General features: G+C 39.9%; 16 protein-coding genes and 1 pseudogene. 16 read left to right on the top strand and 1 reads right to left on the bottom strand.

The features are described from left to right. Window positions 1–82: 82 nt before the first annotated feature. The 7 genes from KFE17_07330 to KFE17_07300 all read left to right on the top strand — a co-directional run bounded on the left by KFE17_07330 (window position 83) and on the right by KFE17_07300 (window position 5,451). The gene (locus KFE17_07330; GenBank protein QUO33523.1) at window positions 83–451 is read left to right on the top strand and encodes a BlaI/MecI/CopY family transcriptional regulator; all 369 of its coding nucleotides are present in this window, start codon (window positions 83–85) and stop codon (window positions 449–451) included. Window position 452: 1 nt separating this feature from the next. Further along, a complete protein-coding gene (locus KFE17_07325) occupies window positions 453–1,292 on the top strand; it encodes a M56 family metallopeptidase (protein ID QUO33522.1) in 840 nt (279 codons plus the stop codon). Next, window positions 1,276–1,443, top strand: coding sequence for a hypothetical protein (locus KFE17_07320; protein ID QUO33521.1), 168 nt, complete (start codon window positions 1,276–1,278; stop codon window positions 1,441–1,443). The genes KFE17_07325 and KFE17_07320 overlap by 17 nt, the downstream gene beginning before the upstream one ends. A gap of 98 nt (window positions 1,444–1,541) precedes the next feature. After that, window positions 1,542–2,399, top strand: coding sequence for a sugar ABC transporter permease (locus KFE17_07315; protein QUO33520.1), 858 nt, complete (start codon window positions 1,542–1,544; stop codon window positions 2,397–2,399). A gap of 2 nt (window positions 2,400–2,401) precedes the next feature. Continuing rightward, window positions 2,402–3,181, top strand: a complete 780-nt coding sequence (locus KFE17_07310; protein QUO33519.1) for a carbohydrate ABC transporter permease — start codon at window positions 2,402–2,404, stop codon at window positions 3,179–3,181. 1 nt (window position 3,182) lies between these two features. Continuing rightward, a complete protein-coding gene (locus tag KFE17_07305; protein ID QUO33518.1) occupies window positions 3,183–4,199 on the top strand; it encodes a hypothetical protein in 1,017 nt (338 codons plus the stop codon). Beyond that, a complete protein-coding gene (locus KFE17_07300) occupies window positions 4,183–5,451 on the top strand; it encodes an extracellular solute-binding protein (GenBank protein ID QUO33517.1) in 1,269 nt (422 codons plus the stop codon). Before KFE17_07305 ends, KFE17_07300 begins: the two co-directional genes overlap by 17 nt. A 106-nt stretch (window positions 5,452–5,557) precedes the next feature. On the opposite strand, the gene KFE17_07295 is transcribed toward KFE17_07300, so the two are convergent. Further along, window positions 5,558–6,001, bottom strand: a complete 444-nt coding sequence (locus KFE17_07295) for a CYTH domain-containing protein (GenBank protein QUO33516.1) — start codon at window positions 5,999–6,001, stop codon at window positions 5,558–5,560. Window positions 6,002–6,204: 203 nt separating this feature from the next. On the opposite strand from KFE17_07295, the gene KFE17_07290 reads away from it, so the two are divergent. From KFE17_07290 to KFE17_07250, 9 genes and pseudogenes are all read left to right on the top strand, one after another. Beyond that, a complete protein-coding gene (locus KFE17_07290) occupies window positions 6,205–6,888 on the top strand; it encodes a hypothetical protein (GenBank protein QUO33515.1) in 684 nt (227 codons plus the stop codon). 115 nt (window positions 6,889–7,003) lie between these two features. Continuing rightward, on the top strand, window positions 7,004–8,290 hold the full coding sequence (gene tig / locus KFE17_07285) for a trigger factor (protein QUO33514.1): 1,287 nt from the start codon (window positions 7,004–7,006) through the stop codon (window positions 8,288–8,290). Window positions 8,291–8,337: 47 nt separating this feature from the next. After that, window positions 8,338–8,919 carry an ATP-dependent Clp endopeptidase proteolytic subunit ClpP gene (gene clpP, locus KFE17_07280; protein ID QUO33513.1) on the top strand — a complete coding sequence of 194 codons (582 nt, stop codon included), beginning with the start codon at window positions 8,338–8,340 and terminating at the stop codon, window positions 8,917–8,919. A 75-nt stretch (window positions 8,920–8,994) separates the two neighbouring features. Continuing rightward, complete coding sequence (gene clpX / locus KFE17_07275) at window positions 8,995–10,248, top strand: ATP-dependent Clp protease ATP-binding subunit ClpX (GenBank protein QUO33512.1); 1,254 nt, start codon at window positions 8,995–8,997, stop codon at window positions 10,246–10,248. 79 nt (window positions 10,249–10,327) lie between these two features. Then, window positions 10,328–12,646 (top strand): endopeptidase La, encoded by a 2,319-nt coding sequence (gene lon, locus KFE17_07270; protein ID QUO33511.1) that lies wholly within the window; start codon window positions 10,328–10,330, stop codon window positions 12,644–12,646. A gap of 8 nt (window positions 12,647–12,654) precedes the next feature. Further along, complete coding sequence (locus tag KFE17_07265) at window positions 12,655–13,257, top strand: YihA family ribosome biogenesis GTP-binding protein (protein QUO33510.1); 603 nt, start codon at window positions 12,655–12,657, stop codon at window positions 13,255–13,257. 1 nt (window position 13,258) lies between these two features. Continuing rightward, entirely contained in the window at window positions 13,259–14,377 is a 1,119-nt protein-coding gene (ytvI, locus tag KFE17_07260) for a sporulation integral membrane protein YtvI (protein ID QUO33509.1), read from the top strand. A gap of 188 nt (window positions 14,378–14,565) precedes the next feature. Then, window positions 14,566–14,832, top strand: a pseudogene (locus KFE17_07255) (winged helix-turn-helix transcriptional regulator). Window positions 14,833–14,928: 96 nt separating this feature from the next. Next, entirely contained in the window at window positions 14,929–15,867 is a 939-nt protein-coding gene (locus KFE17_07250) for a GTP-binding protein (GenBank protein ID QUO33659.1), read from the top strand. The last annotated feature ends 9 nt before the right edge of the window (window positions 15,868–15,876 follow it).

Below are 15,876 nucleotides of genomic sequence, written 5' to 3'. Positions count from 1 at the left end.
AAGACTTATAAAAATATTAATATATTATATATTGATTATAGAATAATGTTAAAGTATAATATTTTAAAAGGAGAGAAATGAAATGGATTTAACAAAAAGTGAATTAAATATATTGGAAATTCTTTTGAGTGAAGAAAAACCACTTTCTAAAAGTGATATTCTTGCTTGTGCTTCAAAAAATAGACCATGGAAAGATAGTACAATTCATATTATAATTAATGGTTTGCTGGAAAAAGGCGCTATAGAAGAAGTTGGATTTGTCAGAACCGGGAAAACATATGGAAGGACTTTTGCGCCAACAAAGGAAGGAAGAGAGTATTTTTCCGCTCTTTTTTTAGAAATGGCAAGGCATGTAAATGTAAATTATGTTTTTTCAAAGCTCATTACAGAAAATGCATTTTCAAAAGAGGAATTAGATGATTTGGAAAAACTTATAGAGAGGTATAAGTAAAATGATTATTTCCGGAATTAATATAAGTACATATTCTTTTATAAGTGCAATGATTATTTTTTCACTTTCAGTAATAATCGTATTGATATTTGCTAAAAAAACATCTTTTATTGCGGCGTATGGTATTCATTTTATTCTGTTTTCTATAGTTTTATCAATAATACGACTTCTGATTCCGTTAGATATATACTGGGCAAAAATAATTGATTTGGATTATATTTTGCATCCGCTTGAAAAAATACTACTGTTTTTTCATACGGATTTAGAAGAGATGAAACCTGTTTTTCTGATTCTCTGGGGGAGCGGAAGCTTGCTTTTTTTCCTATATGTAAGTTGGACATTTGTTATGGACATTTACACTTTAAAAAAGCTGAAAAAAATCAAACCTGAAAAGACATTGTCATTTATAGAGGAATCTGAATTCGACAAAATTGATATAGTCATATCACCACAAATAAGTGTTCCAAAAGTATGGGGAATATGTAAACCACATATATATCTGCCAGATCTTGAGCTGGATGAATCAGAGTGGCGTTTGATAATTAACCATGAAATTCAACATATTCGTAATCATGATACATTAATTAAAATGATCATACTTGTGATTACAATGATATTCTGGTGGAATCCGATTATGCTGTTGCTTTGGAAAAAAATGGATCATTTTTTAGAAATGCGGTGTGATACCATGTTGCTTAAAAGTGCATCTAAAAACGAAAAAGTTTCATATTTGAATATGATTATAAAAGTTTTGCGTCAAACAAATGATCACAGAGGAGAATTGGTTTCTATCGTCGTATTTTATAATCTTACAGCCGCGCTATTTGCCGGAAGAAGATGAGATTTATGAATCTTCAACATATGATTTTATTTTATACACAAAGGATAATAAGTATTTATTTTTTAAAGACGGAAAACTCTATGAAGAACTAACAAAAGAAGACATTAAGGATGATAAATACAAAGATATGGAAATTATTTCTGAGGAGTAAAATATCTGTGATAATAAAAATAATGTACAAATGGAATGTCGGTATAAAATAAAAAGGCTATTGATAGATGCTGCCGGATAATTTAAGGAGGGATATGTATGAAATACAATCGTAATAATGCAGTAAAGGGTTATCTTCTTGTGTCGCCGTTACTACTGGGTTGCCTTGTGTTTTATGCAGTCCCTTTTTGCATGATGCTCTGCTATTCGGTAAAGAGCAGTGCGGGGAGAAGCGCAACCTTTGTCGGACTGGAAAATTATCGGGAAATGCTGCAAAATGAAATGTTTCTGCTGGCATGCCGGAACACGTTGAAGTTTCTCATGATTGGACTTCCGCTGATTCTTCTTCTGTCTTATGTAATTGCGCTGATGCTGAAGAAATACGTAGGACGTTATAAAGTGCTGAAGTCAGTTTTAATGTTTCCGTATATTATGCCAATTGTCGGAACAGTGTTTCTCGTAGAGATGCTATTCGCGGAAAATGGAAGCGTCAACAGATTTCTGGCTTTGACTGGAGGAGGGCGTGAGAAGTGGCTGGAGACTTCCTGGGCGCTTGGTGTTGCAGTTATTTTATATCTCTGGAAAAATATTGGTTACAGTATAATCCTGTTGCTGTCGGGGCTTATCACGATTTCAGAAAATCAGTATTTGTCGGCGGAAATAGATGGGGCGGGAAGTTTTCAGAAGTTTCGTTATATTACAACGCCTCAGATGTGGCATTCTGTATTTTTTGCGCTGTTGTTTTCAATGATCAATGCTTTTAAATGTTTTCGGGAAATCTTTCTGATTGGCGGCAAACATCCAAATCCAGACATTTATATGCTGCAGCATTTTATAAATAACAGTTTTGAAAATTTTAATTACAACAAATTGTCAGTTGCATCGGTTCTTATGTTTGCGGTGATAACAATTGTTGTCGGTATTTTTTATAGTTGGATCAGGAGAAGGGAGGTCTAGAAATGAAAAAAACATCTCTTCACATACTACATACGCTGTTTGCTTCACTTCTTGTAATGATTTGTATTGTGCCGTTTTTATTAATTTTTGTCAGAAGCTTCTGGCAGCTGGGAAGTGGAATCTCTTTTCAGTCATATTATGATGTGTTTCTCGGAACGTCTCAGTATTTGATCCGTTTTTGGAGAAGTCTCGGTATTTGTTTCTGTATTGTGGCAGGGCAGGTAGCAGTATCTGTACTGGCAGGATTTGGTTTCGCAAAATATGAATTTGCCGGAAAACAGGCGATGTTTTTCTTTTTGATGATTTTGATGGTACTTCCTCTTCAGGTAACACTGATTCCAAATTATATTATTCTTGACAGATTGGACCTTCTTGGAACAGATAAGGCGCTGATCTTTCCCATGATTTTTGTGCCGCTCGGAACTTTTATTATGACACAGAGTTTTAAAGCAGTATCTAATGAAGTGATCGATGCGGCAAAGCTGGATGGATGTTCGCTGATTCAGGTCATTGTTTGTGTAGCAGCGCCAATCGTCAAAGGAAGTATTGTATGTGTCGGACTGTTATCGTTTCTGGATGCGTGGAATATGGTGGAGCAGCCGATTGCATATTTAAAAGACTTTCAGAAATATCCGCTTTCAGTTGCACTTGCATATGCATCGGCAGAAACGCTTACACAGCAGCTCACAGGATGTATTCTTGTATTCCTGCCGCCACTCTTTTTCTTTTCTTGCTTTAATAAGGAACTGGTAGAGGGGATTGTACCGGGGGAGGCGAAGTAATATGAGAAAAGTTATATATATGTTTTTGCCGGTAATTTGTGGATTAATTCTTTGTACATTTTTATCATTGTGGATTGAAGAACAGATGACAGCGCAGGTTATAGTCGCAGAAAGTAATAATGATGGAATATTAGAACTACCGTATTCGTCTTTGGAGACAGATGAGACAGGAGTGCATTTATACAAAGAAATAAAAGGCAGTGGCTGGAATTCAGGAACATATTTGGAAGAAGTTGCGCCGGAAGATTATCAGATAGTTGACGGTAAAGTTATAATTTCGGGAAGCTTTGAAAAATATATCGTTTATGCATCGAAGCCGGTTATGCAGGGAACGCGTATTAGAGCAATTTCACAGATTGTAGGAAAGACAGAAAATTATTTGATAAAAGGAATGAGAGAAATTCCTGAAAATGGTTTGAATGAAAAAGAAAATATGTGGGACAAAGTCACTATATTAGCAGAAAATCAAGATGCTATGATGATTTCGTATCAAGGACAAAGTCCTTTTATTGAAAAGCAGCTGAAAGATGAACTAAATCTTTCAGAAAATGTGCGTATCTGGCATTTAGAAGATATTAGAAGTTTAGGAAAAAGTTTTCCACAGATATCAATTCTTTTGGCAATAAGCATTATTATGATTTTCCTCTGGATCGGCAGTTGGAGCAGTATAAAAAACTGTAAAAATAACAAATTCAGGATAAGCATTTATGGCGGAAGTGTTCTTTTTTTACTTGTTATATTTCAGAAGATCACTGAAAAACTTGCCCTGCCTTCAGCATTCTTACCGAGACAAAATATATTCGAACTAAGCTATTATCAAAAAGAACTGACAGAAGTATTTCAGGCATTAAGGCAACTTCAAAGCACAGAGGCGCTTAGCGTGATACAGGAGTTTAGTCAAAATAGTATCATATCAATTATAATGATAGGTATCGGAGCTGTAGCAGGAGTTCTGTTGCTTGTAGGAAGAAAATGGTATCGGAAGAGAGGAGGCGGTATGTATGAAGAAAAAAAGTAAAGTATTTTTATTTAGCGTATGCGTATTTTGTGGGTTAGCCGGATGCAGTAATAAAGAAACAGAAGAAAATGTAGTAACAGTTTGCACAGAAGAGAGTGTAAAAATGCATTTAGACACGATTGCAAAATTGTGGGAAAAACAAAATAAAGGAACAAGAATAGAATTTCTTGTTTTACCTCCAAATACTGCGGAAAATGAAATCAAGCTCTCTGAATTACGGACGGAAATTATGTCTGGTGAAGGTCCGGATATCTTTATTTTGTCCGGTATCAATCCAATGGCTTCTGAGAAACAGAATGTGCTATTTCCTAATCCGGAGAAAATCATGTACACAGATACATTTTTGCCATTGGACGAGTATATTCAGGATGCGAAATATATGAATTTGAATAACTGGAATTCTACAATTATGAAAGCAGGACAGACAGAGGAAGGACAAGTTATTTTACCGCTTTATTATGAATATGGGCTCTATGCATATCCGGGAGAGATGGGAGAAATGATCCGGGATTTTCCTGATAACTGGAATGATCTTATGAATACCGAAAATGAGATGCTGCAATGCGACTTATGGGGGACGATGGCAATACAGTTTCGATATGCTGTGGGAAAAATTGCTGATTATGAACAAGAAAAGCTTCTGCTGTCAGAGGATATGTTGACAGAACAACTTGAAAAAGCGTTTGTTTTTAGTGAAGCAGGTTCAAAACTTACAGAAGAAATCCAAAGTGCAGAAAATATGAATAAAGTTTTGGCAGGACCGAATTTGCAGAATACTGTTCCCCTTTTGAAGGGTGAGAAGGATAAAACGCATGCATTATGGCCGGTAAAAAATATCGACAGTGGAATTACCGCGAATGTAACGCTGTATGCTGCAGTGAATAGAAATACAGAACAACCAGAAGAAGCATTTTCATTTTTGGATACATTGTTGAGTGATGAAATTATGACAGGACAGGGCATGAAAGAAAATGACATTGTATATGGTGCGGGATTTCTGGCGGAAAAGGATCAATTCCCGGTGCATGAAAATGCTTTAGAAAAAAAACTGGAAGATATAAATGCTCAAGATGCGAACCAGATCAGAGAAATGAATAAACAAATTGAAACGGTAAGATTTTATTCTGATATTGAAAAAACATTGGCGGATTCGTATATGGAGGCTGCACATTTTAAACCGGAAAATCATATGACAATGAAAGATTTTGCGAAAAAGCGTTATGATCTGATGAAAATGCAATTGCAGGAATAGTAACAAGAAATGCAAAAAGCAGTTATAATCTGAAAAAATTGAGAATAGGTTCTATAACAAGAGCGCCGTAGCAGATCCAATCAAGGAGTTTACGGCGCTTTGTCTGTTAGATCCGGCTGAGCCGGCTGTTATGGTATTCGCCGGAAAATGTTACGTCTTCTCCGAACCATTTAGGCGGAGTGAAGCTGTTAGCGGAAGTTTCGTCCGGAAATTCCACTTCTGCCAACATAAGCGGCGCAAGATCGCCGCCGAATATGTCAAGTTCGATGGTTAATTCATTTGCAAGAGGAATCAGATAACGTTTTTTTATAATGAGACGTCCGTCGATTTTCTCACGCAAATGCATGTAGGAGTCTTTTGTAAGGGGAAGATTATATTCTTCCCGCACCATAAGCCCTTTTGACTTATAAGTTAATATATATTCATCGTTGTCGCGGCGGATACGGACAACCGGTTCGGTGGATAAGTACCCTTGTTCGATTATACGGTGCGGATAGTTTTCCAGATTCTCCGGCAGGGTGTGGATAAGATATTTGCGTTCGATTTCCATTGGCTGAATCTCCTTTGACAATTAGCTGATGTCTGATATTTTCTACCAGAGTATCATAATACAGGACAAAGGAAATGTAAAGGAGAGAAGAACCGGGAAGTACAAATGTCCTTTTACTTGAAATTTCTAAGTGGCTTTGGTAAAATGCAAGATAGATTCTTTTTCAGAAAAGCATAGAAAACGCGGTGAGACAGAGGTGGAAAATGAGGAAAATAAAAAGATTACAGAAATTTGCCGGAATGATTCTTATGCTGTTTTTTACTGCAGGAGCGCTGACTGCCTGTGGGAAGGCATTTGATGCAAAAGGATTTGTAGAAGCGAAGCTGGACCAGATGTTTCAGGGAGATGTGACGAAGGCTTTGACTTTTACGGAGAAAGAAACGAAAGCGGATCTTGAGAAGGAATACGAGACAGAGATTATTTCATTTGTTGATCGCAATATTATCGGTGGAATGCAGGTCAGCGAAGGAATGCGGAACGATTTTATCGAAGTATGCAGACAGATTTTCCTTGTAATGCGCTATGAAGTGACAGAAGTTGAAGAAACGGGAAAACATGAATATGAAGTTTCTGTAGAGTATGAACCGGTGGATGTATTTCCTAAATTTGTAACAGGAGTACAGCAGGACTCGGAAGAGATCATGCAGAAAGCAAAAAACGGAGAGTACAAGGGAACTGAGAAAGAAATCAATGAACAGATGCAGACAGAGTTTATCCGCCATTCCTATGAACTTCTGAATACCTATTGGAAAGAAATCAGCTATGGGAAAGAAAAGACACTGAAAGTAACCGTTGCAAGGAATGAAAAGAAGGAATATGCTATTGCAGATGAAGATCTTGATGAATTAATCGTAAAAATACTGCGTTTAGATGAAATTCAAGACTAGCATTTTGAAAGACTTTATGATATACTAATTCAATGATTGCGAGTATGTATATTAGGCATTAAGTACGGCTGAGCAGCAGCCGGAAAGCATATATTTTAAGGAGGAAACACTAAAAATGAGTTTACAGGTGGAAAAATTAGAAAAAAACATGGCAAAACTTACAATCGAAGTTTCAGCAGAAGAATTTGAGAAAGCACTTCAGGGTGCATATAACAAACAGAAGAAAAACATCAGCCTTCCGGGATTCCGTAAAGGAAAAGCTCCTCGCGCAATGGTAGAGAAAATGTACGGAGCAGAAATCTTCTTTGACGATGCAGCAAATGCTCTGATTCAGAGAGAGTATGCAAAAGCATATGATGAAGCAGAGATCGAGATCGTTTCTCAGCCGAAGATCGAAGTAACACAGATTGAAAAAGGAAAATCTTTCATCTTCACAGCAGAAGTAGCAGTGAAACCGGAAGTAACACTTGGAGAATATAAAGGACTGAAAGTAGATAAGACATCTACACGCGTAACAGCAAAAGAAATCGAAGAAAAATTAACTCAGGAAGCTGAAAAGAATGCAAGAATCGTTGAAGTAACAGATCGTGCAGTTCAGGATAAAGATGATGTTGTTCTTGATTTTGAAGGATTTGTTGACGGCGTTGCATTTGAAGGCGGAAAAGGCGAGAACTATCCACTGACAATCGGATCAGGAGCTTTCATTCCGGGATTCGAAGAACAGCTGATCGGAGCAGAGCTTGAGAAAGAGACAGAAGTAAATGTAACATTCCCGGAAGATTACCATGCAGAAGAATTAAAGGGCAAACCGGCTGTATTCAAATGTACAGTACATAAGATCAGCGTAAAAGAAGTTCCGGAATTAGATGATGAATTTGCAGCAGAGATTTCTGAATTTGCAACATTAGAGGAATTAAAAGCTGATACAAAAGCAAAGATCAAAGAGCAGAAAGCTGCTGACGGTAAGAGAAAGAGAGAAGACCAGGCAGTAGAAAAAGCAGTAGAGAATGCGCAGATGGAGATTCCAGAAGCAATGATCGATACAGAAGCGAATCAGATGGCAAATGATTTTGCACAGAGAATTCAGCAGCAGGGACTTACAATGGATCAGTACTTCCAGTTTACAGGTGTGACAGCAGAGCAGATGATAGAAGAACTGCGCCCACAGGCTCTTAAGAGAATCCAGACAAGACTTGTTCTTGAAGCAATCGTTGCAGCAGAGAACATTGAAGTGAGCGAAGAGAAGTTCATGGAAGAGATCGAGAAGATGGCAAAAGCTTACGGAATGGAAGCAGATAAGCTGTTAGGATTCATGGGAGACCGTGAGAAAGAGCAGATGAAAGCAGATATGGCTGTTCAGGAAGCGGTTACATTTGTTGCTGAGAATGCAGTAGAAGAGTAAGAACCGTTTCAAATTTGAAATGTTTATAGAAAGATGGAGGCAGATATATGAGCGTAATTCCTTATGTCATTGAACAAAACAGCCGCGGAGAGCGTTCTTACGATATTTATTCCAGACTGTTAAAAGAGCGTATTATTTTTCTTGGAGAGGAAGTAACAGATGGATTGGCGAGCGTAATTGTGGCGCAGCTCCTGTTTCTGGAAGCAGAAGATCCGGATAAGGATATTCATATGTATATTAACAGTCCGGGAGGATCTGTTACAGCAGGAATGGCAATTTATGATACAATGCAGTACATCAAATGTGATGTATCTACAATGTGTATGGGAATGGCCGCAAGTATGGGCTCTTTCCTGCTGTCAGGCGGTACAAAAGGAAAGCGTCTTGCACTTCCGAATGCAGAGATTATGATCCATCAGCCATCCGGCGGTGCGCAGGGACAGGCAACAGAGATTCAGATCGCTGCAGAACATATTATTAAAACCCGTCATAAGTTAAACACAATTCTGGCTGCAAATACGGGACAGCCGCTGGAGGTAATCCAGAGAGATACAGAGCGCGATAATTTCATGAGCGCTCAGGAAGCAAAAGAGTATGGATTGATTGACGAAGTTGTTACAAGTCGTTAATCTTACACACTGGGAGTTGTTCTCTTAGAGCAACTCCTTTGTGTCTATCAATAGAAATATGGCTGAGGTGAAGAAATGGCAGCGAAAATAGGAGACACTGTGAGATGTTCTTTTTGCAACAAACCACAGTCCCAGGTCAGAAAACTAATTGCGGGACCGAATAACATATTTATCTGTGATGAGTGTGTGGAAATATGTTCCGAGATTATTGAAGAAGAATTTGAATACGAAGAAGATAATATTTTCGATGATATTAATCTGATGAAACCGGAAGAAATCAAAGCATTTCTTGATGATTATGTCATCGGACAGGATGAGGCAAAGAAGGTTCTGGCAGTTTCAGTGTATAATCATTATAAGCGGATTATGGCGGAGCGGGATCTCGGTGTAGAACTTCAAAAGAGCAATATCCTTTTGCTTGGACCGACAGGATGCGGTAAGACAATGCTGGCGCAGACGCTGGCAAGAATGCTTAACGTACCGTTTGCAATTGCAGATGCAACTGCACTGACAGAGGCTGGCTATGTTGGAGAAGATGTGGAGAACATTCTTCTGAAACTGATCCAGGCAGCAGACGGCGATATCCAGCGTGCAGAATATGGAATTATTTATCTGGATGAGATTGATAAGATTACAAGAAAATCCGAAAATCCATCTATCACAAGAGATGTATCCGGTGAAGGTGTGCAGCAGGCGCTTTTAAAGATTCTCGAGGGAACTGTTGCATCAGTTCCTCCGCAGGGAGGAAGAAAGCATCCGCATCAGGAACTTATGCAGATTGATACGACAAATATTCTGTTTATCTGTGGTGGAGCATTTGAAGGAATTGATAAGATCATTGAGACGAGAACAGATAAGAAGTCCATTGGATTCCAGGCGGAAGTCGGATCGAAACTGTCGAGAGATATGGACACAGTCTTGAAAGAAGTGATGCCGCAGGATCTTGTGAAATTCGGAATGATTCCGGAGTTCGTAGGACGTGTTCCGGTTGTTGTGACACTGGATCTTCTTGACCGGGAGGCACTGCTTCGGATTCTTCAGGAGCCGAAGAATTCTATCGTGAAGCAGTATCAGAAGCTGATGGAGCTTGACGGTGTAAAACTTGAGTTTACACAGGAAGCGCTGGAAGCGATTGCAGATATCACAATTTCCAGAAAGACCGGAGCAAGGGGACTTCGGGCAATTATGGAGAAGGCGATGATGGATACCATGTATAAAGTACCGTCAAATGAAAATATCAGTTATTGCCGAATTACAAAGGCTGCTGTAGAAGGAACAGGAGAACCGGAATATTCTCCGACAGCAGTAGCAGCAGGCGAAAGCGCATAAATGACATGTCAGGCAGGTACTTGTGTGAATAAGTGCCTGCCTGTTATTACGATAAAAGCAACAGAGAGGAGATACTTGGATGAGTGAGCAAAAAAAGATCCTGCCGGCGGTGGCGCTGCGCGGGATGACGGTGATGCCGGAAATGGTGGTACATTTTGACATCAGCCGTGAGCGGTCTGTAAAGGCCGTTCAGGAAGCGATGCTTAATGACCAGACGGTATTTCTCGTGACACAGAAAAAAATAGATACCGACACACCGGATCAGGAAGAGCTTTACAGTGTCGGGATTATTGCGAAAGTAAAGCAAGTATTAAAAATGCCGAAAAACGTTCTCAGAGTACTTGTAACCGGAGAACAGAGGGCGCGGCTTGTAAAATTAGAGCAGACAGAGCCGTATCTGACTGCAGAGATTACGCCGTTGGAAGATTATGTTCCGGATCTTGGCAGTCCGGTAAATATTGAAGGAATGATCCGCGGGTTAAAAGATCTGTTTATGGAATATGGAGCGAAAAGTCCTCGGATTACGAAAGAGCTGGCTGCAAGAATTGTGGCAATCAAAGACTTAAAAGAACTGATCGAGCAGATTTCAGCAAACCTTCCGCTTCAGTATGAAGAACTTCAGCAGCTTTTGAATGAAGACGATTTGATGAAGCGCTATGAGATGCTGTCGCTGAAGCTTGCCACAGAGACGCAGATTATGGATATTAAAGAAGAGATCCAATACAAAGTAAAGGAGCGGATTGACCAGCATCAAAAAGAATATATTCTTCGGGAACAGTTAAAGTTGATCCGGGAGGAACTGGGCGATGAGGCAGCGCTGTCAGATGCGGAAGAATTCGAGGAAGCAACTGAGCGGCTGGAAGCTCCGGAGGAAGTCAAAGAGAAGCTGAAAAAGGAAATTAAACGGTTTAAAAATACAATCGGGAGTACCGCGGAGAACGGTGTCATCCGAACATATATTGAAACGATGCTTGAGATGCCGTGGAATCGGGCAGCCAAAGACAGCACAGATCTTAAGTTTGCAAAACAGGTTCTGGAAGAAGACCACTATGGACTGGAAGAAGTGAAAGACAGAATTTTGGATTTTCTTGCAGTTCGTGCCTTGACGAAAAAGGGAGACAGTCCGATTCTTTGCCTTGTGGGACCGCCGGGAACCGGAAAGACGTCCATCGCCAGATCACTTGCAAGAGCATTAAAGAAGCCGTATGTGCGTATTTCACTTGGCGGCGTCAGAGATGAAGCGGAAATTCGCGGACACAGAAAAACTTATGTGGGAGCAATGCCGGGAAGAATTGCCAATGGTCTTAGAAGCGCCGGAGTAAAAAATCCGGTCATGTTATTGGATGAAATCGATAAAGTCAGCACAGACTATAAGGGCGACACATTTTCTGCATTGTTGGAAGTTCTTGATGGAGAACAGAATGTGAAGTTCCGGGATCATTATCTGGAGGTTCCGGTAGATTTGTCAGAAGTATTATTTATTACGACGGCAAATACACTGCAGACGATTCCAAGACCGCTGCTTGACCGTATGGAAGTAATTGAAATCAGCAGCTATACAGAAAATGAAAAAATGCATATTGCAACAGAGCATCTTGTGCCAAAGCAGATTGAGAAAAACGGTCTTTTGCCGGAGCAGTTGAGAATTAGCAAAAATGCGCTTTGGAAAATTGCCGAAAGTTATACAAAAGAAGCAGGAGTACGTCAATTGGAACGGCTGATCGGAACGATTGCAAGGAAAACAGCGCGAGAAATTATGGAACAGAACAAGAAGACCGTTCGCGTAACAGAACAGAATCTGACACATTATCTTGGCAAAGAAAAATATCATACGCAAATGAAAAACGATACGGATGAGATTGGTATTGTGCGCGGGCTTGCATGGACAAGCGTCGGTGGAGATACGCTTCAGATTGAGGTAAATGTAATGCCGGGAAAGGGAGAAATCCAACTGACAGGACAGCTTGGAGATGTAATGAAAGAATCTGCCAGAACCGGAATCAGCTATATCCGTTCGATCAGCGAGAGCCAGGGAATCTCAGAAGACTTTTTTGAAAAGCATGATATTCATATTCACATTCCGGAAGGTGCAGTGCCGAAGGATGGACCGTCTGCCGGAATCACTATGGCAACAGCGATTTTTTCGGCGGTAACTGAGCGGAAAATCAGAGCAGATCTGGCGATGACAGGAGAAATCACGCTGAGAGGGCGCGTCCTTCCGATCGGTGGATTGAAGGAGAAGCTTTTGGCAGCAAAACAGGCTGGAATGAAGACAGTGCTTGTACCGAAGGAAAATCAGCCGGATGTTGAAGAATTGTCACAGGAAATAACAAAGGGATTGGAAATTATTCCTGTCTCTCAGATGAAGGAAGTGCTGGAAAAGGCACTTGTACAATAGGAGCAAATATGGTTATAAAAAGTGTAAATCTTGAGACAGTGTGCGGAATTACGAGTACACTTCCTCAGAATGATAAGATTGAAGTTGCATTTGCAGGAAAATCAAATGTAGGGAAATCCTCTTTGATTAACGCCCTTTTAAACAGAAAGTCTTTGGCGAGAGTATCTGCCACACCGGGAAAGACACAGACAATTAATTTCTATAATATCAATGAAGAAATGTATCTTGTAGACCTTCCGGGTTATGGATATGCAAAGGTATCTGAACAGGAAAAGATTCAATGGGGAAAACTGATCGAACGCTATTTAAACAAATCCCAGCAGTTAAAAGCAGTATTCCTGCTTGTGGATATCCGTCATGCGCCTTCGGCAAATGATGCAATGATGTATGAGTGGATTGTGAGTCAGGGATATCATCCGATTATTATTGCTACAAAGCTTGATAAAATCAAGCGGAGCCAGATTGCAAAGAATGTAAAGATTCTAAAAGAAGGTCTGCATCTTGTTCCGGGAACAAAAGTCATTCCATTTTCTTCTGAGACAAAACAGGGAAGAGACGAAGTGTGGGAATTGATTGAGAGGGAGTTTTTAAACAAAGCAGAGGTGGAGTAACGTGGAAAACAAACGTCCATACTGGAAGGTGGCGGTAAGTCTTGCCGCCAGTCTGATCGCAACCAGCATTGTAATTGTGGCGGGAGTAAAGCTTTTGAGCTTTTTTCTTCCGTTTGTGATTGGCTGGCTGATCGCACTTTTGGCATACCGGCCGGTATGCTGGTTGGAAACAAGGTTAAAAATGAAAAAGAAATTCGGTTCAGCTCTGATTGTTGTAGGAGTGTTGGCAGCCATTGTACTTTTACTGTACTGGGGGATTTCGAAACTTGTTGTGGAGGTGGGGCGTTTTGCCCAGGATGTACCGACCATGTATCAGGATCTGGAAATGGGACTGCGGCAGATTGGAAATGACCTGGCAGGGCTTTATGAACGTCTGCCGGAAGGAATCCAGAATGGCTGGCAAAATATGGTGGAGAATCTTGACAGCTATATGGGAACGCTAATCAGCGCTATCAGCGAGCCGACCGTAGAAGCAGCCGGAAATCTTGCTAAGCGGATTCCGTCCATGCTTGTTACGGTAATCGTAACAATTATGTCAGCGTATTTCTTTATTGTAGACAGAGACGAAGTACTTCAATGGTTGATCCGTGTATCGCCGGAGTCTATTCGTAAGAGGATGGCGATGGTAAGTCACAATTTCAGATATGCCATTGGAGGATATTTCCGGGCACAGCTGAAAATTATGGCAGTTGTTGGAGTGATTGTATTTTTGGGACTGACGATTATGGGAGTGAATTATACAATCCTTTTGGCGATTCTTATTGCAGTTGTCGATATGCTGCCATTTTTTGGTACAGGTACGATTTTGATTCCGTGGATTATTTATAAGTTTATGGTTGGCGGTTATAAAATGGCAGCAGGACTGTTGATTTTATATATTGTGACACAAGTTGTACGCCAGGTAATTCAGCCAAAGCTTGTGGGAGACAGTATGGGCTTGAATCCGATTGTGACGTTAGTATTACTCTATATTGGATATAAAGTCGGAAGTGTAGTCGGACTTCTTCTGGCAGTTCCGATTGGCATGATTGTGATTAATATGGTAAAGGCAGGAGCTTTTGACTATATTATTGATGATGTGAAAATTCTTGCAGAAGGAATCTTGAGCCTGCGGGAATAACAGGAGAAAACTATAACAGAGAAAATAAATGAAAAAGCTTACAGCAGTGAAATGAAAATCATTACTGTAAGCTTTTTGCGTAAAAAGATGATTGCTAAAAGATTTATATATTGACATATATCTATATATGTGCTAAACTGCTAACAGATAGATAAATATCAATATATAAAAGCGGGTGGATAGAGGCAATGAAAGAAAATTTTGTCAAAGAAGCAAAGGTTTTTAAAGCCCTGAGTGATGAGAATCGATTAAAGCTGCTGGATTATCTTAGGGGCGGAGAAAAATGTGCCTGCAAGCTGAATGAAATTGTAGATGTCAGTCAGCCTACACTGTCTCATCACATGAAGATTTTGTGTGACAGTGGCTTAGTCAAAGGCCGTAAAGAAGGAAAGTGGATGCATTATTCTATTGATCAGGAGGTCAGTGATGAATTGCAGCAGATGCTCCGGGAAATCTTTCAGAAGAGAGAATTCCCGGAGGAAGTTCAGATTTATGGCTGTCCAGGCATAAAAAAAGAAGGAAGGACAACAGAAAGAGAGGAGAAAGAAACGATGGAAGAGATGAGAACAAAGTTATATATTTTGACCGGATTTCTTGGTTCCGGCAAGACAACGCTGCTTCAGAATGTATTGCGGACACTGGAAGGAAAGAAGATCGGAATCATTCAGAATGAGCTTGGGAAACTGGGCATTGACGGAGAAATTTTAAGAGACGATGATATTAAAATGGTTGAAATTAACCGGGGATCTATTTTCTGCTCCTGTCTGAAGCTGTCCTTTGTACAGGCACTTGCAGAAATGTCAGCCTATGACTTTGACTATCTGTTTGTAGAAAGTTCAGGATTCGGTGATCCATCCAATGTGAAAGAGATTTTAAGGGCAGCAGCACAGATTTGTGAAAAACAGTATGATTACAGCGGAACAATCTGTCTGGCAGATGCGGTGAATTTTGAAGAACAGATTGAGAAAGAAGAAGGTGTTTACCGTCAGATTAAGCATGCCCATGCAGTTGTCATTACGAAAGTGGATTTGGTCGATATGGATGTGCTTCTAAGACTCAAACAGAAAATTCGGGAGATCAATCCGGTATGCCGTATTGGTATCAGTTCGATGAATGATCTTTATGCAGAGTTTTTACAGGAAGATCTGATGCAGTTCGATTGGGCAGAAGAGGAAGAAACGACAAACTCCATCGAGACAAAGCCAAAAACATTGTTTATGAATTTTGAAGGAGAAGTTGACAGGGAGAAGCTGGAAGCGTTTCTGGAAATGATCCAAAATGATGTACACAGGGTAAAAGGATTTTTCCGATTAAGCAACGAAGGATGGAATCAGATTGATGTGGTAGGAAAACTTATTGATTATAAACCGTGTGAAGCGAAGGAAACATCACAGCTTGTGTTTATTTCTAAGATCGGTCCAACTTTGATCAAAGAATTATTTCATGCATGGGAGCAGACGGTCGGTGTTCCGATGCAGCTTCGCAATTAGATAACAGGA

Source organism: Faecalicatena sp. Marseille-Q4148 (genome assembly GCA_018228665.1).
In the GTDB taxonomy this organism is placed as follows: Bacteria; Bacillota; Clostridia; order Lachnospirales; family Lachnospiraceae; genus UBA9414.
This window is presented reverse-complemented; position numbering and strand designations above follow the sequence as displayed.